General features: G+C 69.5%; 19 protein-coding genes. 7 read left to right on the top strand and 12 right to left on the bottom strand.

The genetic code is table 11. The annotated features are described in order from the left end of the window. Nucleotides 1-6: 6 nt before the first annotated feature. Both AB0I12_RS27020 and AB0I12_RS27015 read right to left on the bottom strand, forming a co-directional pair. Nucleotides 7-1,794: an ABC transporter ATP-binding protein gene (locus AB0I12_RS27020; RefSeq protein WP_359934672.1), complete on the bottom strand. Its 1,788-nt coding sequence runs from the start codon at nucleotides 1,792-1,794 to the stop codon at nucleotides 7-9. After that, complete coding sequence (locus AB0I12_RS27015; protein ID WP_359934670.1) at nucleotides 1,781-3,622, bottom strand: ABC transporter ATP-binding protein; 1,842 nt, start codon at nucleotides 3,620-3,622, stop codon at nucleotides 1,781-1,783. Before AB0I12_RS27015 ends, AB0I12_RS27020 begins: the two co-directional genes overlap by 14 nt. A gap of 65 nt (nucleotides 3,623-3,687) precedes the next feature. Between AB0I12_RS27015 and AB0I12_RS27010 the strand changes: the two genes are divergently transcribed. Next, nucleotides 3,688-4,746, top strand: coding sequence for an adenosine deaminase (locus AB0I12_RS27010; protein ID WP_359934668.1), 1,059 nt, complete (start codon nucleotides 3,688-3,690; stop codon nucleotides 4,744-4,746). Here AB0I12_RS27010 and AB0I12_RS27005 read toward each other — a convergent pair. The 6 genes from AB0I12_RS27005 to AB0I12_RS26980 form a co-directional block, all read right to left on the bottom strand. After that, a complete protein-coding gene (locus tag AB0I12_RS27005) occupies nucleotides 4,738-5,505 on the bottom strand; it encodes an ABC transporter permease (protein ID WP_359934666.1) in 768 nt (255 codons plus the stop codon). The genes AB0I12_RS27010 and AB0I12_RS27005 overlap by 9 nt on opposite strands. Beyond that, nucleotides 5,502-6,482 (bottom strand): ATP-binding cassette domain-containing protein, encoded by a 981-nt coding sequence (locus tag AB0I12_RS27000; RefSeq protein WP_359934664.1) that lies wholly within the window; start codon nucleotides 6,480-6,482, stop codon nucleotides 5,502-5,504. The genes AB0I12_RS27005 and AB0I12_RS27000 overlap by 4 nt, the downstream gene beginning before the upstream one ends. A 143-nt stretch (nucleotides 6,483-6,625) precedes the next feature. Continuing rightward, the gene (locus AB0I12_RS26995; protein WP_359934662.1) at nucleotides 6,626-7,321 is read right to left on the bottom strand and encodes a PadR family transcriptional regulator; all 696 of its coding nucleotides are present in this window, start codon (nucleotides 7,319-7,321) and stop codon (nucleotides 6,626-6,628) included. Nucleotides 7,322-7,379: 58 nt separating this feature from the next. After that, the gene (locus AB0I12_RS26990; RefSeq protein WP_359934660.1) at nucleotides 7,380-8,450 is read right to left on the bottom strand and encodes an acyltransferase; all 1,071 of its coding nucleotides are present in this window, start codon (nucleotides 8,448-8,450) and stop codon (nucleotides 7,380-7,382) included. Nucleotides 8,451-8,553: 103 nt separating this feature from the next. Then, entirely contained in the window at nucleotides 8,554-8,970 is a 417-nt protein-coding gene (locus AB0I12_RS26985; RefSeq protein ID WP_359934658.1) for a GNAT family N-acetyltransferase, read from the bottom strand. After that, entirely contained in the window at nucleotides 8,970-9,923 is a 954-nt protein-coding gene (locus AB0I12_RS26980; RefSeq protein WP_359934656.1) for a helix-turn-helix domain-containing protein, read from the bottom strand. Before AB0I12_RS26980 ends, AB0I12_RS26985 begins: the two co-directional genes overlap by 1 nt. A gap of 82 nt (nucleotides 9,924-10,005) precedes the next feature. Between AB0I12_RS26980 and AB0I12_RS26975 the strand changes: the two genes are divergently transcribed. Continuing rightward, nucleotides 10,006-10,269, top strand: coding sequence for a hypothetical protein (locus AB0I12_RS26975; protein WP_359934655.1), 264 nt, complete (start codon nucleotides 10,006-10,008; stop codon nucleotides 10,267-10,269). On the opposite strand, the gene AB0I12_RS26970 is transcribed toward AB0I12_RS26975, so the two are convergent. Together AB0I12_RS26970 and AB0I12_RS26965 are read right to left on the bottom strand one after the other, a co-directional pair. Continuing rightward, nucleotides 10,257-11,429: a DUF418 domain-containing protein gene (locus AB0I12_RS26970; protein WP_359934653.1), complete on the bottom strand. Its 1,173-nt coding sequence runs from the start codon at nucleotides 11,427-11,429 to the stop codon at nucleotides 10,257-10,259. The genes AB0I12_RS26975 and AB0I12_RS26970 overlap by 13 nt on opposite strands. An 86-nt stretch (nucleotides 11,430-11,515) precedes the next feature. Further along, entirely contained in the window at nucleotides 11,516-11,656 is a 141-nt protein-coding gene (locus tag AB0I12_RS26965; protein ID WP_359934651.1) for a hypothetical protein, read from the bottom strand. Between the two features lie 102 nt (nucleotides 11,657-11,758). Here AB0I12_RS26965 and AB0I12_RS26960 point away from each other — a divergent pair, with 102 nt between their 5' ends. Together AB0I12_RS26960 and AB0I12_RS26955 are read left to right on the top strand one after the other, a co-directional pair. After that, entirely contained in the window at nucleotides 11,759-12,616 is an 858-nt protein-coding gene (locus AB0I12_RS26960) for a DNA-formamidopyrimidine glycosylase family protein (RefSeq protein WP_359934649.1), read from the top strand. Nucleotides 12,617-12,626: 10 nt separating this feature from the next. Continuing rightward, a complete protein-coding gene (locus AB0I12_RS26955) occupies nucleotides 12,627-13,058 on the top strand; it encodes a DUF2871 domain-containing protein (protein WP_359934647.1) in 432 nt (143 codons plus the stop codon). Nucleotides 13,059-13,115: 57 nt separating this feature from the next. Here the strand turns inward: AB0I12_RS26955 and AB0I12_RS26950 are convergent, their stop codons facing one another. Beyond that, nucleotides 13,116-13,955 (bottom strand): hypothetical protein, encoded by an 840-nt coding sequence (locus AB0I12_RS26950; protein ID WP_359934645.1) that lies wholly within the window; start codon nucleotides 13,953-13,955, stop codon nucleotides 13,116-13,118. A 127-nt stretch (nucleotides 13,956-14,082) separates the two neighbouring features. On the opposite strand from AB0I12_RS26950, the gene AB0I12_RS26945 reads away from it, so the two are divergent. The 3 genes from AB0I12_RS26945 (at nucleotide 14,083) to AB0I12_RS26935 (ending at nucleotide 18,797) form a co-directional block, all read left to right on the top strand. Further along, the gene (locus tag AB0I12_RS26945) at nucleotides 14,083-14,406 is read left to right on the top strand and encodes a rhodanese-like domain-containing protein (protein WP_359934643.1); all 324 of its coding nucleotides are present in this window, start codon (nucleotides 14,083-14,085) and stop codon (nucleotides 14,404-14,406) included. A 143-nt stretch (nucleotides 14,407-14,549) separates the two neighbouring features. Then, nucleotides 14,550-17,879: a phosphodiester glycosidase family protein gene (locus AB0I12_RS26940; protein WP_359934641.1), complete on the top strand. Its 3,330-nt coding sequence runs from the start codon at nucleotides 14,550-14,552 to the stop codon at nucleotides 17,877-17,879. 9 nt (nucleotides 17,880-17,888) lie between these two features. Beyond that, nucleotides 17,889-18,797 (top strand): LD-carboxypeptidase, encoded by a 909-nt coding sequence (locus tag AB0I12_RS26935; RefSeq protein WP_359934639.1) that lies wholly within the window; start codon nucleotides 17,889-17,891, stop codon nucleotides 18,795-18,797. Here the strand turns inward: AB0I12_RS26935 and AB0I12_RS26930 are convergent. Further along, a complete protein-coding gene (locus AB0I12_RS26930; protein WP_359934637.1) occupies nucleotides 18,769-20,547 on the bottom strand; it encodes an alpha/beta fold hydrolase in 1,779 nt (592 codons plus the stop codon). The genes AB0I12_RS26935 and AB0I12_RS26930 overlap by 29 nt on opposite strands. Nucleotides 20,548-20,607: the final 60 nt, after the last annotated feature.

Raw genomic sequence — 20,607 nt, 5'->3', positions numbered from 1 at the left:
GATCAACTAGTGATAGGCGGCCGCCTGGATCCGGTACAGGTCGGCGTAGTGACCGTCGAGGGCCATCAGCTCGTCGTGGGTGCCGGTCTCGACGACGTGGGCGCCGTCCAGGACGACGATCAGGTCGGCCATCCGCACCGTCGAGAACCGGTGTGAGACCAGGATTGTGATCCGGCCGTCCGTGCCGTCGCGGGCCGCCTCGGCGTACCGCTCGAAGAGCGCATGCTCGGTCTCGGCGTCCAGCGCGGCGGTCGGCTCGTCGAGCACGAGTAGCAGCGGCCGGTCGCGCATGAACCCGCGGGCCAGCGCCAGCTTCTGCCACTGCCCGAAGCTGATCTCCGCTCCGTCCGGCCAGGTCGACCCGAGCTGGGTGTCCAATCCCGACTCGAGCCGCTGCAGCACGTCCTCCGCGCCGGCCCGCCCCACCGCGGTGGTGACCGCCGGTACGTCGTCCAGGCGCGGGAGGTCTCCGAGCCCGACGCTGTGCACCGCGCGGAACTCGAACCGGAAGAAGTCCTGGAACGCCCCCGCGATCTTGGCCCGCCAGGCCTCGGCCGGGATCCGGGCCAGCGGCCGGCCGTCCAGCAGCACCTGGCCGCTGCTCGGCTCGTACAGCTTGCAGATCAGCTTCACCAGTGTGGACTTGCCGGCGCCGTTCTCGCCGACGACCGCGATCACCTTGCCGGCCGGGAGCTCGAGGTCGACATCCTCCAGCGCGGGACGCGACGCGCCGGCGTACGAGAAGGACACATGGTCCAGCCGGATGCCGTCGACGAGCCGCTCGGGGGCGGGCTGATCGGCCGTGCTGTCGAACGAGGCCGCGTAGTTCTCCAGCCAGACGAGCCGCCGCGACCCGTCCAGCCAGATGCCGCGCAGGAACCCGATCTCGCCGACGGTCGCGCCGACGTACGCCGACAGCCGCGCACCGGCCGCGAGGATCAGCAACACGTCACCGACCGAGCCGTTCAGACCCGACGCGACGAACAGCACCGCGCCGACGTACGCCGCGCCGAAGATTGCCCACGCGATCCCGTGCCAGACGGCGCTGGTCCAGCGCGCGGCGGCCATCGGCCGGTACCACTGCTCCCACTCGCGGCGACGGCCCGCGACGAGATCGGCGCCGATCCCGGTGACGCGGACCTCCTTGCCGGGGGCGGCCGTGGTCGCGGTCTTGAACAGGTGCTGGGCGAGCCGATAGTGCGCGGAGTACCGCTCTTCGACCTCGCGCTCGACACCCGGACGCCAACTGGAGCTGACAACCGTCGGCAGGGCGAACACCAGCAGCAGCGCGAGGGAGGGATGGATCGACATCAGCAGGGCGACCGTCACCGCGAGCCGCAGGATCCAGCCGCAGGTGGAGAACAGCGACATGTACATGTGGTCGAGCACGAAGACCTGCTTGCGCAGGACGGCCAGCCGGTCCAGGTAGTCACGCCGCTCGTGGTGCTCCACCGTCGCGACCGACGCCTGCAGCCGAGCGACGTGCGCCTCCAGCATGATCGTCACGCGGTCGCGGAACCGGCGCGAGATCCGCGTCGACAACGTCCGCAGGAACCAGGTCGCCGTCACCGACACCGCCAGGCCGCTCGCGGCCAGCAGAGTCGCGCGTCGATCCCCGGCCAGCACACCGTCCGCGAGGATCTTCAGCCACAAGGCCAGCAAGGCGTCCGGTACGGCGGCCAGCAACGTCATCACGAAGGCGGCGACCAGCAGCCCCGGCTCGTGCTGGTAGCCCAGCTTGCAGAGCCGCCACATCGCCGGCAACGCGCGAGGCAGGTCGTCAGAGCGTGTCATAGCTGAGCCCCTCCTCGTCGACCTCGGCCGTGAAGCGTTGCGCCTGCAGGTCGAACATCGTCCGGTACCGCCCGCCGAGGGCCATCAGCTCGTCGTGACTGCCGAGCTCGACGACGCGGCCGTGCTCCAGTACGCAGATCCGGTCGGCGTGCCGCACCGTCGAGAACCGGTGTGAGACGAGGATCGTGGTGACGTCGCGGGTCGCGGTCAGGATCCGGTCGAAGATCGCCGCCTCGCCGCGAACGTCCAGCTGGGCGGTCGGTTCGTCGAGCAGTACGAGACCCGCGCCCTGCCGGACCGCGCACAGGGCCCGCGCCAGCGCGACGCGTTGCCACTGTCCGCCGGACAGATCGGTGCCGTCGCCGTACCCGGTCGCCAGCCGGGTGTCGAGGTCGGCCAGGTCGGCGGCGCCGGCGTCCGCGAGAGCCGCGCGGATGTCGTCGTCGGGAGCGCCCGCCGGTGCGACGTTGTCCCGCAACGACAGCTCGAGTTTGAGGAAGTCCTGGAAGACCGCGGCGACGCGGGTCCGCCACGCGTCGACGTCAAGGTCCCGCAGATCCGTGCCGTCGACCCGGATGGTCCCGGAATCCGGGTCGTACAACCGGCACAGGAGCTTGGCGAGCGTGGTCTTGCCGGCGCCGTTCTGACCGACGACGGCGAGCGACGAACCGGCCGGGACGGTCAGGTCGAGCCCGTCGAACACCTGCCGATCGCCCTGTGGATAACCGAAGCTGAGCCCGCGCAGCTCGATCCCGACCGCGCCGCGACCGCCCGCCTCCGAGCGAGGCGCCAGAGGGCCGGGTGTCGGAGAGCCGGGCGCCAGAGATCCAGGGGTCAGCGCGCCTGCCGGTGCCATCGCGGGCTCCAGCCGGTGGACGGCGGCGACCGGCGCGGCCGCTCCGTCCAGCGCCCAGTTCAGCCCGCCGAACGCGATCATGCCGACCCCGATCGCGACCTGGGCGAAGACGACCAGACGGTCGACCGGCAGCCGTCCGTCGATCGCCGCCGCGCCGAGCGACCAGAATACGAGACCGTTGGCCACCGCGATGATCAGCAGGCTCCAGACCATCGGGCGCTCCCGCAGGCGCGTCGCGGCGTACTGCAGCTCGAACAGGCGGCGGCGTCGCTCGGTGAAGCGCCGCACGGTCCAGTCGGCGAGACCGAACAGCCGCAGCTCCTTCGCCGCGTCCGGCTCGACCGCCAGCTCGTACGCATAGTTGGCGTGCCGCTGCGCCGACCGGACCTCGGCGGTGTTGCGGTCCTTCCACACACCGCTCTCCCGGAGCAGCCAATGCGTCGCGGACCACGCGACCACCAGCACCAGCGGCGCCCACCAGCTGAATCCGAACAGCACCACCGCGGACGCGACCCCGCCGACGAGCTCGACCAGGCTGCCGGCGACGAAGTCGACGTTGAGGTACATCGGCGGACCGGTCTGGCCGTGGTCGAACTCGCGCGCGACGGTCAGGTCCTCGCTCAGCTCCGGATCCTCCAGATGCCCGATCCCCGGCGGCCCGACACAGGCCTTGGCGAGTTCGTCGTTCAGGTACGCCGAGACGCGACTGCCGAGGTTGGCGCTGACGGCCTGATGAACCGGTGTCAGCACCTGCATCAGGATGAACGTCGCACCCATCAGCACCAACGGCCCGCCCAGCGCCGCGCTGTGCTGCACCGCACCCACCATCCGCCCCATCGCGATCGCAAAGACCGCCGGCAGCGCGCCGCGGGCGATCAGCAGCACCCACCAGGCGATGGCCAGCCCGCGATCGGCCCGCGGCAGCACCCCGAAGAACTGCCACTCAGGACGGCTCAGCAACCGACTCACCATCTCCTCACGATGACACCCCGCACCGACAGAAGTCTTGAACGTTTGCCGGGTGGCACTATGGCCGCATGATCACGCCTGAGGAGTTGAACGCGGCGCCGAAGGTTTTGTTGCACGACCATCTGGACGGCGGGCTGCGGCCGGGGACCGTGCTGGACCTGGCGCGCGAGATCGGGCATCAGCTGCCGCGGACGGACGCGGCCGAGCTGGGTGCATGGTTCGTGGAGTCGGCGGACTCGGGGTCGCTGGAGCGGTATCTGGAGACGTTCGACCACACGGTCGCGGTGATGCAGACGGCCGAGGCGATCACGCGGGTCGCCAGTGAGTGCGTGCAGGACCTCGCGGCGGACGGCGTGGTGTATGCCGAGGTGCGCTACGCGCCCGAGCAGCACCTGACCCGCGGCCTGACCCTCGAACAGGTCGTGGACGCGGTGCGCGAAGGGTTCGAGCACGGGATGTCGGTGGCCGAGCGGCCGATCGTCGCGCGGCAGCTGCTGACCGCGATGCGGCACAAGGCGCGCTCACGGGAGATCGCCGAGCTGTCGGTCGCGTACCGCGACGCGGGCGTGGTCGGCTTCGACATCGCCGGCGCCGAGGCGGGCTTCCCGCCCACCCGGCACCTGGACGCGTTCGAGTACCTGCAGCGCGAGAACGCGCACTTCACCATCCACGCCGGCGAGGCGTTCGGGCTGCCGTCGATCTGGCAGGCGATCCAGTGGTGCGGCGCGGACCGGCTCGGGCACGGCGTCCGGATCATCGACGACATCACCCACGACGGCGACAAGGCGGAGCTCGGGCGGCTCGCGGCGTACGTCCGAGACCGGCGGATCCCGCTGGAGATGTGCCCGAGCTCCAACCTGCAGACCGGCGCGGCCGAGTCGATCGCCGACCACCCGATCGGCCTGCTCGCCAAGCTCCGCTTCCGGGTCACGGTGAACACCGACAACCGGCTGATGAGCGGCACGTCGATGAGCCGCGAGCTCGCCCTGCTCGCGGAGGCCTTCGGATACGGCCTGCACGACCTGCGCTGGTTCGCGATCAACGCGATGAAGTCCGCCTTCATCCCGTTCGACGAGCGACTCGCGTTGATCGACGACGTCATCAAGCCCTGGTACGCCTCACACTGACCGCTGGTACGTACGGAAGGCCCGGGTCGAGAGCCATCCGACGATCAGCGTGAAGGCCAGCAGGTACAGGCTGTACCGGCCCACCGAAGACCAGTCCGGGTCGGCGGCCAGCGACTGGCGGGCGGCGATGGTGGCCCAGTTGACGGGGTTGAAGCGGGCCGCGACGTTCACCCAGTGCGGCGCCACCGTCGGGTCGATCATGATCGACGAGAGGAACGTCAACGGCAGCGACACGAACTGGAAGATGCCGATCAGCGCCTCCTGCTGACGGGTGAGCAGCGCCACCGCGTTCGACAGCGACCCGAACGCCAGGCCGACGAGAACCGACGCGGCGATCGTGACCAGGTAGCCGACGGCCCCGCCGTCGTACCGGGCGCCCGCGGCGATGCCGATCGCGAACACCAGGATCGTCTGGATGAACGTGGTCGTCGCGTTGCTGAGCAGCTGCCCGGCCATCAGTCCGCCGCGGCTGACCGGTGACGCGAGCAACCGGTCCATCACGCCGCGCTCCATGTCCTGGATGAACGACGTACCGCTCCAGCCGCTCGTCATCAGCGCCGTCATCATCACGATCCCCGGTGTCAGGAACGCGATGTACGACGAGTCGCCGAAGCCCGGGATGTGGACGACGCCCTGGAACAGCTGCCCGAACAGCAGCAGCCAGATCGCCGGCTGCACCAGCGTGAACGCGATCAACGCCGGCTGCCGGTACGAGGCCCGCATGAACCGTCCGAAGACAAGACCCGTGTGCGCGATCATGCCGCCTCCTCCGTCACCCGGAACGAACGGCCGGTGAGCTGCAGGTACACGTCGTCCAGCGACGGCCGCGAAACCGTGACCGCGACCACCGGAATCGCCTTGTCCTCAAGGGCTCCCAGCACTTCCGGTACGGCGGTGGCGCCGCGGTCGACGCGAGCGCGCAGAGTGTTGCCCTCGACAAGGACCTCGTCGATCCCGGGCAACTGCGCGAGCAGTGAGCGAACCGTCCCGTCGGTGTCCGGATCGACCAGCTCGACCTGCACCGAGTCGCCACGCAGCCCGGCCTTCAGCTCCTCGGGGGTGCCTTCGGCAACGATCCGGCCGTGGTCGACGATCGCCAGCTGTCCCGCCAACCGATCGGCTTCCTCCAGGTAGTGCGTGGTCAGCAGCACGGTCAGGCCTTCCTGCCCGGACAGCCGCAGTACTTCGTTCCACAGATCGGCGCGCGCCTCCGGGTCGAGACCGGTGGTCGGCTCGTCCAGGAACAGCACCTTCGGCCGGTGGACCAGGCCGAGCGCGACGTCCAGCTTGCGCTGCATACCGCCGGAGTACGTCCGTACCGGGCGGTCGCCGTGGTCGGACAGCCCGAACCGCTCCAGCAGGTCACGGGCGCGCTGCACGGCGTCGTGGCGGGACAGGCCGAAGATGCGGCCGCTCAGCACCAGGTTCTCGAGCCCGGTCGCCATCGGATCGGAGCTGGACTTCTGCGGGACGTACCCGATCGCATGCCGCACCTGGTCCGGCTCGCGGTTCACGTCGTACCCGGCGACCCGGGCGCTGCCGGAGTCCGCCCGGGACAGCGTGGTGAGGATCTTGACGGTGGTGGACTTCCCGGCGCCGTTGGGCCCGAGCAGGCCGAGGACAACGCCTTCCGGAACGCTGACGGTGAGACCGTCGAGCGCGCGGAGCGCGGGTTTCTTCCGGCCGGCCGGGTACGTCTTGACCAGGTCGGCCGCTTCGAGGGCATGCGTAGCCATCACGTGACTCCCTTGTAGGTGGGGAGCCGGTCCGGGCTGGCTATCCTGATGGTTGTGCCCTTGGGTGCCAGGTCTTCGGACCGACTCGAGGAACCGCGGCCCTTGACCCTGGTGTTGCCGCACCGTGGGTCGAGGGCCGTCTCTTATCTTGCTTCCGGTGGCATCGCCTTCATCCAGGCGAAGTCCTGCCCGAAGTACTTGACGGGATCCTTCAGTTGCTCGGCCGGGCTGATGCCGTCCTCCAGATAGTGCTTCCACGCCTGCCGCCAGAAGTGCGAGCCGCTCAGCTCGTCCGTGCGGATCTCGTCGACGAGCTGGTGGATGTACGACGACTCCGCGCGCAGCAGCGCCAGCCGGAACTCGGACTCGACCCAGAAGATCCGCGGGAAGTCCATCGAGGCCATGTGCTCGTGCGTCGCGATCGTCTGCTCGATGTCGGTGTCGATCGCCTTGAGCCGCTGCTCGAGCAGCTCCATGGCGCGTTCCGGCTGCAGACCCGGGAGGTACGACAGCCCGGCCTCCAGCGGGTGGAACTCCCGCGTCGGCGTCCCGAGCAGCTCGGACAGCCAGTCGGTGAACTCGGCCTGGCCGGCGTCGGTGATCTGGTAGATCGTCCGCTCCGGCCGGTTGCCTTCCCGGACCGTCTCCCGCGCCTCGATGAAGCCGTGCTTCTCGAGCGACGCGACGATCGAGTACAGCGAGCCGTAGTTCACCTTGATGCTCTGGTCCTTGCCGCGGGCGCGGAGCATCGTCGAGATCTCGTACGGATGCATCGGCCGCTCGCTGAGGCTGCCGAGCACCGCGAACGCGAGCGGGTTCGCCACTCTCCGTCGCGCCATACCGGTCTCCTCGATCTCGATTACTCGAAATCGAGTATTAGCTCACGAGTATCCGATGTCAAGTAGTCAGCCAGGCGAACGCGCGCGCTCCCAGGCTGCGGATCCGGACCGCCGACAGCGCCCGGTACGCCGGCTCCTCGACGTACCTCGTCAGCAGCCAGGCGAGCCCGATCACGCCGATCATCGCGCCGGCGACCTGCAGCAGCCGGTCCGCGCCGAGCTCCATCAGGCGGTAGGCGATCAGGTATCCGACCACCTGGTTGAGCAGGTAGAGCCCGAAGGAGATCCGGGCCAGGAACTGGATCGGCCGCCGGAGCCGTGTGAACACCGTCCAGTCCGGGCCGCGGGCGGCCAGTGCGACGAGCACCAGCAGCGCCCCGATACCGAGGGACGACGGCAGGTCTGCGGTGTGTGCGTGCTGCGCGAAGACGGTCGCCACGAGCAGTGCGGCGAGGTGGACGACGCCGATCCGTCGCTGCGCCCAAAGCCAGATCGCGATGCCGATGGCGAACAGTTGCAGGCGATGCAGGCCGAGGCCGTTCCACGCCTGCTGCACCCAGAGCGGGCTGTGGCCGATGCGGTCGTTCCACTGCAGGACGACCGGCGCGATGATCATGATCCAGAGCAGTGTGGTGATCCGCTGCCCGAGGCCGCGCGGCCAGAGCAGTGCCGCGGCGGCGAACGCCATCAGCTGCAGCGGCAGCGTCCAGTACGAACCGTCGATGAGCTTGACGCCCGGGTCGAACGAGGCGGCCAGTGTGAGGTTGCTCCACAGGTCGCGCGGCGTCGGCAGGATCCAGTTCCGGGGCGCGAGCAGCACCACGACCAGATAGGTGAACACGACGGCGATCAGGTACGGCGGGAGCACGCGGCACGCGCGCCGCCACAGCCACCGGTGCGTCGAGCCCTTCCGGATCGTCACGCAGACGAAGTACGCACTGATCACCAGCAGGATGCTGGCGCCGACCTGGAACGGGTACGGCCCGAGCGGCCGGCCGAGCTCAGGGTGCAGGAACGGACCCATGTACGTCGTGTGGGTGAACATCACCGCCAGCACCGCCAGGACGCGCATCACGTCCCAGCTCAGCCGGCGTGCGGTCCTGCCCGGGGGGCGGTCCGGCGTCGTCACAACCACTCCATCTGTCCATCGCTGTTACCCCCCTGTGACCTTACGCAGAGCAGGGGGTGGCGATGCAAATCGGTCCGGTGATGCCTTCCTCACACCGGGCGGGTCAGAGCGGCTTGACCCAGCGCGACCATTCCGGCTGCAGTGCGTAGCCGGCGGTCGACCAGACACGGTGCGCCTGGGCGTTGTCGTCGAGCACCATCGCGTCCGCGCGAGTGCCGCCGTACGACGTGAAACGGGCCTCGGCCCGGGCGACCAGTTCGCGGCCGATGCCCTGGCGGCGATGGGTCGGCGCGACGGCCAGGCGGTACAGGTGGCAGCGCCAGCCGTCCCAGCCGACGATGACCGAGCCGACGACCGTCTCGCCGTCGGTCGCGAGGATCAGTGCCTCCGGGTCGCGGGCGATCAACCGGCGGACGGCGTCGGCGGAGTCCGGCGGGCGGTGTGAATCCTCGGCCGCGGTCGCCCAGAACGCCAGGACCGCGTCGACGTCGGCCGGCGTGGCGTTGCGATAGCCAACCATCAGCCGGCGGTTTGGAAGGTGCGGCGGTAATCCTGTGGTGGCACGCCCACCACCCTACGGAAGTGATGCCGCAGCAGGGCGGACGTCCCGAATCCTGATTCCGCGGCGATCTGCTCGATGCCCATCCGGGTCTGTTCGAGCAGCGTCCGGGCGCGCAGCACGCGCTGGGTGGTGACCCACTTGAGTGGCGTCGTACCGGTCTCGGCGACGAAGCGGCGCGCGAACGTGCGCTCGGACATCTGCGCGCGCCGGGCCAGTGCGGGCACGGTGTGGTCGACAGTCAGGTTGTCGACCATCCAGTCCAGGACCGGCTGCAGGCTTTCCCCGGACGACTCCGGCACCGGTACGTCGACGTACTGCCGCTGGCCGCCGTCGCGCTGCGGCGGGACCACCATCCGGCGGGCGATCCGGGTGGCGACCGCGCTGCCGAGCTCGCGGCGTACGAGGTGCAGGGCGGCGTCGATGCCGGCCGCGGTGCCGGCGCTGGTGATGATGTTGCCGTCATCGACGAACAACACGTCCGGGTCGAGCTTCGCGGCTGGGAACTGGTCGTGGAACTTGTCGATGTAGCGCCAGTGCGTGGTGCAGGCCCGGTCCTCGAGCAGTCCGGCCGCGCCGAGCACGAACGCGCCCGAGCAGACCGTCAGCAGGATCGCGCCGCGCGCGTCGGCCCGCCGCAGCGCGTCCAGGATCCGCTCGTCGTACGCGTGCCGCCAGGTGGTGGCCGGGATGCCGATCAGGTCGGCGTCCTCGAGCTCCTCCAGCCCGTACGGCGCGACGACCTGGGAGTGGGAGCTGGTCTCCATCGGGACGCCCGGCGTGGTCGAGCACACCTTGAAGTCGAACGGCGGCACTCCGTCGTCGGTGCGATCGATGCCGAAGACCTCGGCGAGCACCCCGAACTCGAACAGGGCGACGTCCTCCATCAGGACGACGGCGATCTTCTGCAGCATCCAGCCAGTATGGCAGTAATTTGTTGGACTATGTCAATAGTGCCACTAGTGGCAGGATCTAAATGGTAGAATCATTACTGCCATGACCGGATACATCGTTCTCGTAGTACTCGTGCTGGCCGTGATCGCGGCTCTGGAGTTCAGCAACAGGCGCCACTCGACCGGTCCGGCCGCCGGACCGCAGGGCACCTGGGTCGCTGACGACCGTGACCTGGCCCGGACCAAGCTCGACCTGCTCGCGCTCGGCGCGACGGTCAAGCCCTTCAACCACAAGCCTGCTTCGACCAGCGGGACCGTGCACACCATCCGCACCGCCCGCCTGCACCACGGCCGTCACGCGGCCTGAACGCGCCACCTGGGGGCGGTCCCGTTGGTGACCGCCCGCAGCGCCCCTTCGACCGGGCCATAGCGGAAGCTGCTGAGCCAGACATGGCTCAGCAGCACCTGCAGGACGAAGATGCCGACCGCGAAGCCGACTGTCTCCAGAGGAGACACCTGACCCGCCAGACCGAAGCCGACGCCGGTGAAGATCAGCATGGTGGCCACGGACTGGCCCAGGTAGTTCGACAGCGCCATGCGCCCGGCCGGAGCCAGGAGTTCACGGACGTCCTCCCCGCGGTCGGAGTGCATGAACCGGAGCAGGGTCGCGACATACGCGGCTGTCAGGAACGGTGCGGTGAGCACGCTGATCAGTACGGCGCCGGTGTCGCCGTTACCGCCGACGGAGGCGTAGTACACACCGCCCGAGATGCCGATGGTGAAGCCGACCAGCTGCATCAGCCGGAGCACAGCCTCGTTGCCGGAGAGGTTCTGCAGCATCCGGCGCCGGCCGACCACCATGCCGATCAGGAACGCGGCCAGTGTGGTCGGGCCTTGGACGGTCAGCAGCGACAGGCCGTACGTCGGGAGCGCGCGCACGTGCTCGCCGATGACGTCACTGAACGAGCCCGTCAGGTTCGCAGTGGTCTCCTGTGCGGCCGCTACTGCTGTGGTGGGGTCGATGAACTGGGTGCTGTCCACGAAGAGCGCGGCGATCGCCAGGGTGAGGAACAGATACGCGTAGATGCCTGCCGCGACCAGGAGCGCCGTACGGTCCTTCACCCGGCGCATGCCGAGCAGGATCAGGCCGATGATCGCGTAGACGCTCAGGATGTCGCCGGTGATCAGGAAGACGCCGTGCAGGACGCCGAGTACGAACAGACCGCCGAGCCGGCGCAGCATCCGCGGCTTGAACGCGGCCCCCGCTCGCTGCGCCGCCTCCATCTGCAACTGGAAGCTGTACCCGAACAGGAACGAGAAGAGCAGGTAGAACTTCATGTCCACGAACGCCGACGACAGCCAGTGGACGGAGTGGTCGAGCCACGAGTCGTACGCCGGGTCCTTCGCCAGATGGATCGGGAACCCGGAGGCGACGAAGGTGATGTTCACGACCAAGATGCCCAGGAGGGCGAAACCACGCAGCGCGTCGATGTCCTGAATGCGCGTCCGATCGAGTACCTGGCTCATGCACCCAGCACATCAGGGGAAACCCTGGCTACGCAGTCACGCTGAATCCTCCTCGAGGGTGGAGCTAGCTCTACCCACAAGCCATCTCACTGAGCGCGGCGCTGCTGAACCTTCTGAACCGCCTGCTTGATCTTCTGCTGATTCTCGGGCTTGCTGAGCTCCCGCTGGGCCACCTGCATCAGCTTGGCCACCACAGCACCCTTGAGCATTGTCTTGACGAACCCCATCAGGGCCTCCCAACTCGGTTGCCACCGAAACTACCGGCTCCCACAACCGTCCTCCATGGGTGATCCGCCGGAACTGTCCCTGGCGTCAGGCACACTAGGAGAATGCCTGAGTTGCCGGAGGTCGAGTCGCTGGCCGTGTTCCTGCGGGAGCGAGCGGTCGGGCATGCCTTCGTGCGGGCCGACATCACGGCGATCAGCGCGCTGAAGACCTACGACCCGCCGATCTCGGCGATGGTGGGGCTGCTGATCGACGACGTGCAGCGGCACGGGAAGTTCCTGGACATCTCCGCGCAGGGCGTGCACCTGGTCATCCACCTGGCGCGGGCCGGGTGGCTGCGCTGGAAAGAGGAGCAGAACACCGGGCTCGTGCGCCCCGGCAAGGGGCCGATCGCGCTCCGGACGGTCCTGGACGACGGCTCGGGGTTCGACCTGACCGAGGCAGGCACCCAGAAGAAGCTCGCGGTGTATGTCGTCCGCGACGTCAACGATGTGCCCGGTATCGCGCGCCTCGGGCCGGACCCGTTCACGCTCTCGCTCGACGACTTCGGCGGCATCCTGAAGAAGGCTGGCCGGGTCCAGCTGAAGGGCGTCCTGCGGAACCAGTCGGTGATCGCCGGGATCGGCAACGCCTACTCCGACGAGATCCTGCACGTCGCCAAGATGTCGCCCTTCAAACCCGCCTCGAACCTGTCCGACGACGAGCTCAAGACGTTGTACGACGCGATGCGCGAGACCCTCCAGGACGCCGTCGACCGTTCCGCGGGCCTCGCCGTCCAGGACCTGAAGGGCGAGAAGAAGTCCGGGCTGCGCGTGCACGGCCGCAAGGGCGAGAAGTGCCCGGTCTGCGGCGACATCGTCCGCGAGGTCAGCTTCGCCGACTCCTCCCTGCAGTACTGCGCGACCTGCCAGACCGGTGGCAAACCGCTGGCCGACCGAAGGCTGTCGAAGCTGCTCAAGTAGGTTCCCGGCCATGCGGAAGATCTACGTGGCAGCGCACGTCTACATGATTCTGGGGCTGATCAGCGGGCTGTACTACCGCGAGCTCACCAAGCTGAACGACTTCACCGGCGACACCCAGCTCAGCGTCGTCCACACGCACATCCTGGCGTTGGGCATGCTGTTCTTCCTGGTCGTGCTCGCGCTGGAGAAGCTGTTCACCCTGACCGCGGGCAAGCTGTTCGCCGCGTTCTTCTGGGTCTACAACGCCGGCCTCGCGCTCACCGTCGGGCTGATGATCGTCCGCGGCACGATGACCGTGCTCGGCCACCAGGCCGGCGCCGCCCTCGACGGCATCTCCGGCCTGGGCCACATCACCATCACCCTCGGCCTGATCTTCTTCTTCGTGAACCTCGGCAAGTGCCTGCCCGCCAAGGAGAAGGCCGACGCGGTCGAGGTCAGCTAGCACCGCCCGCGCCCGGCGTACTCGGATGGGCTGAGAGAGGATCGGGCGCAGCGCGGGTCAACCTAGGGCGACGACGTACGGCGACGACGCCGAACGGCGGCCCGCGTCCAGGCGAACCAGGAGTTCGTGTGCACCCGCGGGACCCGCGACCCGCGTCAGCCAACTGACCGACCGGCCCGGATCGAGCCCGTCGAACGTCCACGTCTGGTCGGTCGCCGACCAGCCCGCCGGCAGCGGCAGCTCGACCTCACCGCACGCCGGCGTCCGGCCGAAGTTCGTCACCACGACGGTGAGCTCGTCACGGCCCGGGTGGATCGAGGCCAGCACCGTGCCGACCGGCGCCACGAGCACCCGCCGTACGCCGGCCGGCACCGGCAGCGCGACGACGCGTCGCTCCGGCATCGGGAACGGGCCGATCGTGGTCCTGGTCAGCTGGTGACCGGTCACGCCGTACCGTCGGCCGGCGAGCCGGATCTGATGCCGGCTGTCCGGTTCGGCCAGGCCGATGAACCGGACGGCGACATCGGTGGCGCGGCGGGCGACGAGATGGGCCGGCGAACCGGTCGGGGTCAGGTCCCAGACGCCGTCCGAGTTCGCGGTGACGGTGTCCGGCGGGACGATCCGCAGCTTGCCCTGCAACGCGACGCGGACGACCGGCGGCTCACCGGCCTCCGGCAGGCGGACGACCAGGTCGTCGCCGTCGCGTCGCCAGGTCAGCGCCTTGCCGCTGTGGTCCTCGACGACGTGCCGCGGGGTGGTGGCCAGGCCCGGGAGGCGCACCTCGTGGTCGGGCGGGCGGCAGGCGATCCGGAGCAGCAGCAGCTCACGACTCCGCAGGATCGCCTCTCCCCAGGGTTGCGGCTCGAACTCCCCCGGGATGCCCTGAATCAGTGCCACCGCAGCCTCCCTTCGAGCCACGGTCCGAAATCCGCTGCCCGGTGTCAACGTTTTATCCGGACTGCAGGCAACCGCCTTCCGGATCCGGCCACCGGCCGGGCTCCGCCGGTCTGACATGCTGGGGCGCATGTTCCGGAACCAGGAGATTCCTTCGGTCGTGGTGGCTGAGCTCGACGACGACCTGCTCGCGGAGGCGTTCGTACTCGACGTACGGGAGCCGGACGAGTGGGACCGCGGCCACATCGAGGGCGCCACGCACATCCCGCTCGGCGAGCTGCAGCAGCGCGTCGGCGAGGTGCCGCTGGACCAGAAGGTGCTCTGCGTGTGCGCGGTCGGCGGCCGGTCCGGCATGGCCACCCAGTTCCTGAACCAGCTCGGCCGCGAGGCGATCAACCTCGACGGCGGCATGCACGCCTGGCAGGTCTCGGGTCGCCCGGTGGCCACCGGTTGACACATTGAGAAGAAAACCTTCCACACGGTGACCGTAGGCGTTACTTTGTCACCGGTCGGTTGACCGGCGTACACCTGCGGCTCACGAGGCGGTCGGGTGCGCGGCGTCGGATGACCGCGTCCGTCCACCGTGGGGAGGCTCCTGTGTCGCTCATCCGTCCCTTGACCACAGCGATCGGCGTAGGTGGCCTGCTCGCCGGGGTGCTCGTCAGCCCGGCGCTCGGCAAGACCGCGGCCGCGGGCATCCCGGACGCCGCGATCGCCGAGAACGGCGTCCTGACGTCACGCGTCGACAGCCCGGTCGCGCCCGGCGTGAACTACACGTCGTTCGAGCGGCTCGACCCGAAGGGCTGGCAGCGCGGCGACATCCTCGACACCGACCTGGACCAGCACGGCGTGACCGTCGACCTGGTCAACACCGGCAAGGTGTCGGGTGGGCAGCCGCTCAGTCAGCAGCTGGCGAGTAAAGGCGCGATCGCGGGTGTCAACGGCGACTTCTTCGACATCAACGACACGACAGCGCCGCTGGGCGTCGGGGTCGAGTCCGGCAAGCTGCTGAACGCTCCCGCCGGCGGCCACAACGACACCGCGGTGATCGGCAAGGACGGCCTCGGCAAGATCGCCCAGCTGTTCCTGCAGGGCACAGCGACCGACGGCGCCACCACACTTGAGCTGACCAACCTCAATTCGCCGACCGTCACCGCCGGCGGTATCGGCCTCTACACCCCGGAGTGGGGCGACGCGGCCCGGACCAGGACCGTGGACGGCCTGTCCACCGTCCGCGAGGTGATCCTTCGCGACGGTGTGGTCGTCTCCACCGCCACCACTCCGGCCACCACTGGGTTGGCAGCCGGCGAGCAGGCGCTGATCGGTCGCGAGGCCGGCGCCGACGCACTCACCGCCTTCGCGGTCGGGGACAAGGTCACCGTCGCGTACGGCCTGCGCCCGGACGCCGGTGAGGTCGCGGCCGCCGTCAGCGGCAACTACCAGCTCGCGAAGGACGGCCAGGTCCCGGACACCGTGCCGGACGCCGACCTCGCGCCGCGGACCGCGATCGGGTTCGACGCCGACGGCAGCCGGATGATCCTGCTCACCGTCGACGGCCGGGCCACCGGTTCGCGAGGCCTGTCGCTGAAGGAGATGGGTCAGCTGATGATCAGCCTCGGCGCCGACGACGCGCTCAACCTGGACGGCGGCGGCTCTTCGACGATGCTGGCCCGGACGCCGGGTGCGGCCGCGCCGGAGGTCGTCAACGACCCGTCGGACGGCGGCGAGCGGCTCGTCCCGAACGGCCTCGGCCTGGTTCCGGTCAAGGGCTCCGGCCGCCTCAAGGGCTTCCGCGTCGAGGCCGTCGGTACGGCGGCGGCAGGCCCCGACACTGACATCTCCCGCAGCTCCCGCGTGCTCACCGGGCTGAGCCGTGTCCTGAGCGCCACCGGCCACGACGAGACCTACGCGCCCGCGACCGGTACGCCGTTCTGGTACGCCGGGAGCAACGTCCGCGTGGACCAGCACGGCGTGGTCACAGGCCGCCGCGCCGGTGACGTGATCGTCACCGCCGCCCGCGGCGCGGCCAACGGAAGGTTCCCGATGACAGTGCTCGGTACGCCGACCCGCCTGGCGCCCTCGACCCGGCAGGTCTCGCTCGCCGACTCCGCCGCCAAGGGCTTCTTCGAGGTCGACGGGTACGACGCCGACGGGTTCTCCACCTGGGTCGAGCCGCGCGACGTCAAGCTCAGCTACGACCCGGCGCTCGTGAAGATTGTTGCGAAGGGCAGTGGCTTCGAGGTCAACGCGCTCGGAGACGAGGCCGTCTCGGCCGTGGTGACCGCGACCGTCGGCTCGCTCAGCACCCAGCTCAGCATCACGGCCGGTCTGACCGCCACCGTGGTCGACGAACTCGACGACGTCACCAAGTGGGCGGCCAGCGCCGTGCCGGCCGGCAAGGCGACCGCATCGCTGTCCGCCGCGGAAGGACACGACGGCGGGCAAGCGGTCGCGCTCGACTACTCGCTGACGGGCAGCACCGCCACGCGCGCGGCGTACCTCTCGCAGAACCCGCAGCAGACGCTGCCGGGCCAGCCGCAGAAGCTCGGCGCCTGGGTGTACGGCGACGGCAAGGGCGCGTGGTTGCGGGCCAACGCCTACGACGCGGCAGGTGGTACGGCGCAGACACTCAACCTGGCCGCCACGGTCGACTGGACCGGCTGGAAGTACGTCGAGGCCGACATCCCGCCCGGGCTGACGATGCCGCTGCGGTTCTGGCGGATCTACGTCGTCGAGACGTCGCCGACCCGGCAGTACTCGGGCCGGATCGTCGTCGACGACCTGACCCTCCGCAGCGCGCCGCCGGTCACGATGGACCCGCCGGCGAAGGTGATCGACCCGATGGTCGTGACCGACGGGACCGTGACGACGGCCGGCCGCTGGCGGTTCGCGGTGATGTCGGACGCGGAGTTCACCTCCGACGACCCGAACTCGGACTACGTGAAGCAGGCCCGCCGGACGATCCGCGAGGCGCTCGCGCAGCAGCCCGACTTCCTGGTGATCAACGGCGACTTCGTCGACCGTGCGTTCGGCCCGGACATCGCGCTGGCCAAGCAGATCATCGACGAGGAAGTGGCCGGCAAGGTGCCGCTGCACTACGTGCCCGGCAACCACGAGACCTACGGCCCGGGCGACCTGTCCGAGTGGAAGAAGGTCTTCGGCAACGCGACCAGCACGTTCGACCACAAGGGCACCCGGTTCGTGCTGCGGGACTCGTCGCTCGGATCGCTGCGGGCCGGCGGGTTCGACCAGATCCTCGACCTGCGCAAGCAGCTCGACGCCGCCGCTTCCGACCGGTCGATCAAGAACGTGGTGGTGATGGCGCACCACCCGATCGACGACCCGTCGCCGACGCAGAACTCGCAGCTCGGTGACCGCAAAGAAGCGGCAATGATCGTGAAGTGGCTGGCCGACTTCCGGGCCTCGACCGGCAAGGGTGCGGCGTACATGGCGGCGCACGCGGGCACGTTCGCCGCGACCCGGACGGACGGCGTCCTGCTTCCGCTGACCGGCAACTCCGGCAAGAGCCCGGCTGCGGCACCGGACGCGGGTGGCTTCACGGGCTGGGCGCTGGTCGGCATCGCAGCCAACCCGTCGGCCCAACCGTGGTTCCAGGTCGAGCTGCGAGCCCATGTCGACTCGCTCGAGCTGACTGTTCCTGAGAGCCTCAAGCGCGGTCAGTCGGCGCCCGCTTCCGCCACGGTCGTTCAGGAAGGTCGTCGAGTGCCGGTGTCCTTCCCTGTGTCGGCAGACTGGTGGGGCTCGTCGACACTGCACGTCGGCCCGGCCAAGACCGCTCCGTTCTGGGCAGTCGCTTCGTATGACCCGTCGACCGGCCAACTCACTGCGCTGCGCCCCGGCACGGCCCAGCTGGGTGTCACGGTCAACGGGGTCTCCAAGAGCGCGACCCTGCAGGTCAGTTGGTAGCGTCGCGGCGTGACTGACGTGGTGGTGCCGCAGCGACTGCGGAGCGGGGACCAGGTTGCTGTGGTGGCTCCGTCGGGCCGAGTGGACGCGGCCCGGCTCGATGCCGGCTTGGTCCACCTCAGGTCCTGGGGGGTTGAGGTGGACGTGATGCCGTCGGTACTGGCCGGGCACGAGCGGTTTGCGTACCTGGCAGCCGACGACAAGGCCCGGGCGCTCGACCTGCGCAACGCCTGGATGGACCCGCGGTACGCCGCGGTGTTCTGTGCGCGTGGTGGGTACGGCGTGCAGCGGATGATCGAGTACGTCGACCTCGATGAGCTGGCCGCCGTACCGAAGTGGTTTGTCGGGTTCAGCGACATCACTGCGCTGCACGAGCCGCTGAACGCACGTGGTCTCGTGACTCTCCACGGTCCGATGGCTGCTGCTGTCGAGCAACTGGACACGGCTGGGGGACTCGAGCGGCTGCGGGCGTTGCTGTTCGAGCCGGAGACCGTCACCGACCTGCTCGCCCCGGTCGGAGCGCGCACCGTGGTTGGTGGCGTCGCTGAAGGCGTGCTGCGCGGTGGCAATCTGGCGATGCTGGCGTCCAGTGTCGGTACGCCGACGTACGCGCCGCCGGCTGGTGTCGTCGTACTGGAGGATGTCGACGAAGCCGGCTACCGGGTCGACCGGCTGCTCACGCAGCTGCTGCGCGCCGGGTGGTTCGACGAGGTGACCGGTGTGGTCGTGGGCGACTTCACCGGCGCGCAGGACTCCGTTGAGGTAATCGCCGAGCGGCTCGAACCGCTCGGCGTACCGATGGTGGCGGGCGCGGCGATCGGGCACGAGGCGCTGAACCTCGCCGTACCGCTGGGGCTTCCGGTGCGGCTGGACGCGACCGCCGGTGTTCTCACCCCAGGTGGTCCCGCAGGAAGCTGAAGGCCTGCGGGTACGCGTCCAGGCGGTTCGTGAGCTTGGCCAGGCCGTGTCCCTCGTCCGGGTACACCAGGAGCTGGCAAGGGACGCCGCGCTTCGTCAGGGCGTCGGTGATCTGCTCAGCCTCCGACAACGGGACGCGGGGATCGTTCGCGCCGTGGATCACGAACAGCGGCGCCCGGATGTCGTCGACGCGGCTGAGCGGACTCGCCTCCTGGAGGAACTCGCGGTCTGTCGCCAAGTAGCCGTACTCGCGCTCCCGCATCGACCGCCGGTAGTCCGACGTGTTCTCCAGGAACGTCACCAGCGAAGCGATCCCGACAATGTCCACGCCGGCCGCCCACAGCTCCGGCTGGAATGCGACGCCGGCCAACACCATGTAGCCGCCGTACGAACCGCCCCAGAGCGCCGCACGCTTCGGGTCGGCGTCGATCGTCGGCAGCCAGGCGTTGATCGCGGCCAGGTCCTTCACCGAGTCCAGCCGCAACTGACGGTCGTCCAGCGAGTACCAGCGCTTGCCGTAACCGGCCGATCCGCGCACGTTCGGTACGACGACGGTGTGTCCTTCGCCGGCCAGCGCCGAGATGATCGGGCTCCAGATCCGCATCGCGGCACCTTCCGGGCCGCCGTGCACATGGACCACCGTGGACCCGAGGTTCTCGCCGGTCGGCCGGAACACGAACACCGGCACCTGCTCGCCGTCGAAGGACGGAACCCGCAGGCTCTCCGGATGCGGCAGCTCGACCGGGACCTCCACCGGACGGAGCGCGGTCAGCTCACCGCCCGGGACGAACCGGTACACGGTCGGCGGAATCACCGGGGAGTTGTAGGTGATCGCCGCGAACGAGCCGTCCGGCGACCAGATCGGGTCCGGCGTGGCCATCGTCAGGGCCGCACAGCCGCCCGCCGGCAGGTCGAGCGCCGCGAGCGCCGCGCCGTCGTCCAGCCGGTGCAGCTTGAGCCCGACTTCGCCATCCTCCAGTACGCCGACCAGCAGGTGCTCGCCGTTCGGTGAGGGCCACCCGGCGAGGTCACGGGCGTCGTCCACCAGCAGATCGCTCCACGCCGCGTCGCTCACGTCGTACCGGCGGATCGCCATCCGGTCGCGATCGGCGTTGCTCGACACCAAGAACGCGGAGGAGTCCGGCATCCATGCGACCGGGCCCTGGTCGTTGTGCGCGTCCTCCGCGGTGAGCTCGACGACTGATCGGCTCGAGGTGTCGACCAGGAGCAGCTGCATCGAGTTCGCCGGGCTGCTCGCCTTCGACAGCACGACCCACTTGTCGTCCGGCGACGGGTCGACGCCCATCACCCAGCCGCCGCCGTCGTACAGGACGGTCTCGCGGCCGCTGGTGAGGTCGCGCGCGACCAGGTCGAAGTCCACGCCGTTGCGACGGTTCGTGGTGTAGAGCACGCGGTCGGGCCGGGCCGCGACCAGGTGGTGGATGTACTCGCTGTCGTGCACCAGCGGGGTCAGTGCGGGCAGACCGGGTTCGTCGAGGTCGAGCAGGGACAGCTGACCGCGCTCGTCGCCGCCTGTGTCGTGTTCGACGACGACGCGGCTGCTGCCGGGCACGAACCGGGCGCCGCGGCACGTGTCGTCAAGATCGGTCAGCGCACGCCAGGTGCCGTCGGGAGCGACCTCGTTGACCTGGCGGGTGCCGGTGCCGTCGTACAGCACCAGCATCCGGCCCTCGTCGTCGATGTCGAGAGCCATGGACGTGGGCAGCGAGAAGAGCGTCGTCAGCAACACGCCTTCATCCTCACACGACAAGGGGTGTCCGACGGGTTCTCCGCCGGACACCCCCGCTGG

Origin of the sequence: Kribbella sp. NPDC050459 (assembly GCF_040655315.1) — a bacterium.
In the GTDB taxonomy this organism is placed as follows: domain Bacteria; phylum Actinomycetota; class Actinomycetes; order Propionibacteriales; family Kribbellaceae; genus Kribbella.
Note: the sequence above shows the minus strand (reverse complement) of the source record. Positions and strands in the feature narration are given on the sequence as shown.

Excerpts from the sequence above, each read along its gene's own strand:
- AB0I12_RS27010 (WP_359934668.1), top strand. The coding sequence starts at position 3,688 with ATGATCACGCCTGAGGAGTTGAACGCGGCGCCGAAGGTTTTGTTGCAC.
- AB0I12_RS27015 (WP_359934670.1), bottom strand. The coding sequence starts at position 3,622 with ATGGTGAGTCGGTTGCTGAGCCGTCCTGAGTGGCAGTTCTTCGGGGTG.
- AB0I12_RS27020 (WP_359934672.1), bottom strand. The coding sequence starts at position 1,794 with ATGACACGCTCTGACGACCTGCCTCGCGCGTTGCCGGCGATGTGGCGG.
- AB0I12_RS26980 (WP_359934656.1), bottom strand. The coding sequence starts at position 9,923 with ATGCTGCAGAAGATCGCCGTCGTCCTGATGGAGGACGTCGCCCTGTTC.
- AB0I12_RS26960 (WP_359934649.1), top strand. The coding sequence starts at position 11,759 with ATGCCTGAGTTGCCGGAGGTCGAGTCGCTGGCCGTGTTCCTGCGGGAG.
- AB0I12_RS26965 (WP_359934651.1), bottom strand. The coding sequence starts at position 11,656 with ATGGGGTTCGTCAAGACAATGCTCAAGGGTGCTGTGGTGGCCAAGCTG.
- AB0I12_RS26975 (WP_359934655.1), top strand. The coding sequence starts at position 10,006 with ATGACCGGATACATCGTTCTCGTAGTACTCGTGCTGGCCGTGATCGCG.
- AB0I12_RS26945 (WP_359934643.1), top strand. The coding sequence starts at position 14,083 with ATGTTCCGGAACCAGGAGATTCCTTCGGTCGTGGTGGCTGAGCTCGAC.
- AB0I12_RS27000 (WP_359934664.1), bottom strand. The coding sequence starts at position 6,482 with ATGGCTACGCATGCCCTCGAAGCGGCCGACCTGGTCAAGACGTACCCG.
- AB0I12_RS26970 (WP_359934653.1), bottom strand. The coding sequence starts at position 11,429 with ATGAGCCAGGTACTCGATCGGACGCGCATTCAGGACATCGACGCGCTG.
- AB0I12_RS26955 (WP_359934647.1), top strand. The coding sequence starts at position 12,627 with ATGCGGAAGATCTACGTGGCAGCGCACGTCTACATGATTCTGGGGCTG.
- AB0I12_RS26985 (WP_359934658.1), bottom strand. The coding sequence starts at position 8,970 with ATGGTTGGCTATCGCAACGCCACGCCGGCCGACGTCGACGCGGTCCTG.
- AB0I12_RS27005 (WP_359934666.1), bottom strand. The coding sequence starts at position 5,505 with ATGATCGCGCACACGGGTCTTGTCTTCGGACGGTTCATGCGGGCCTCG.
- AB0I12_RS26995 (WP_359934662.1), bottom strand. The coding sequence starts at position 7,321 with ATGGCGCGACGGAGAGTGGCGAACCCGCTCGCGTTCGCGGTGCTCGGC.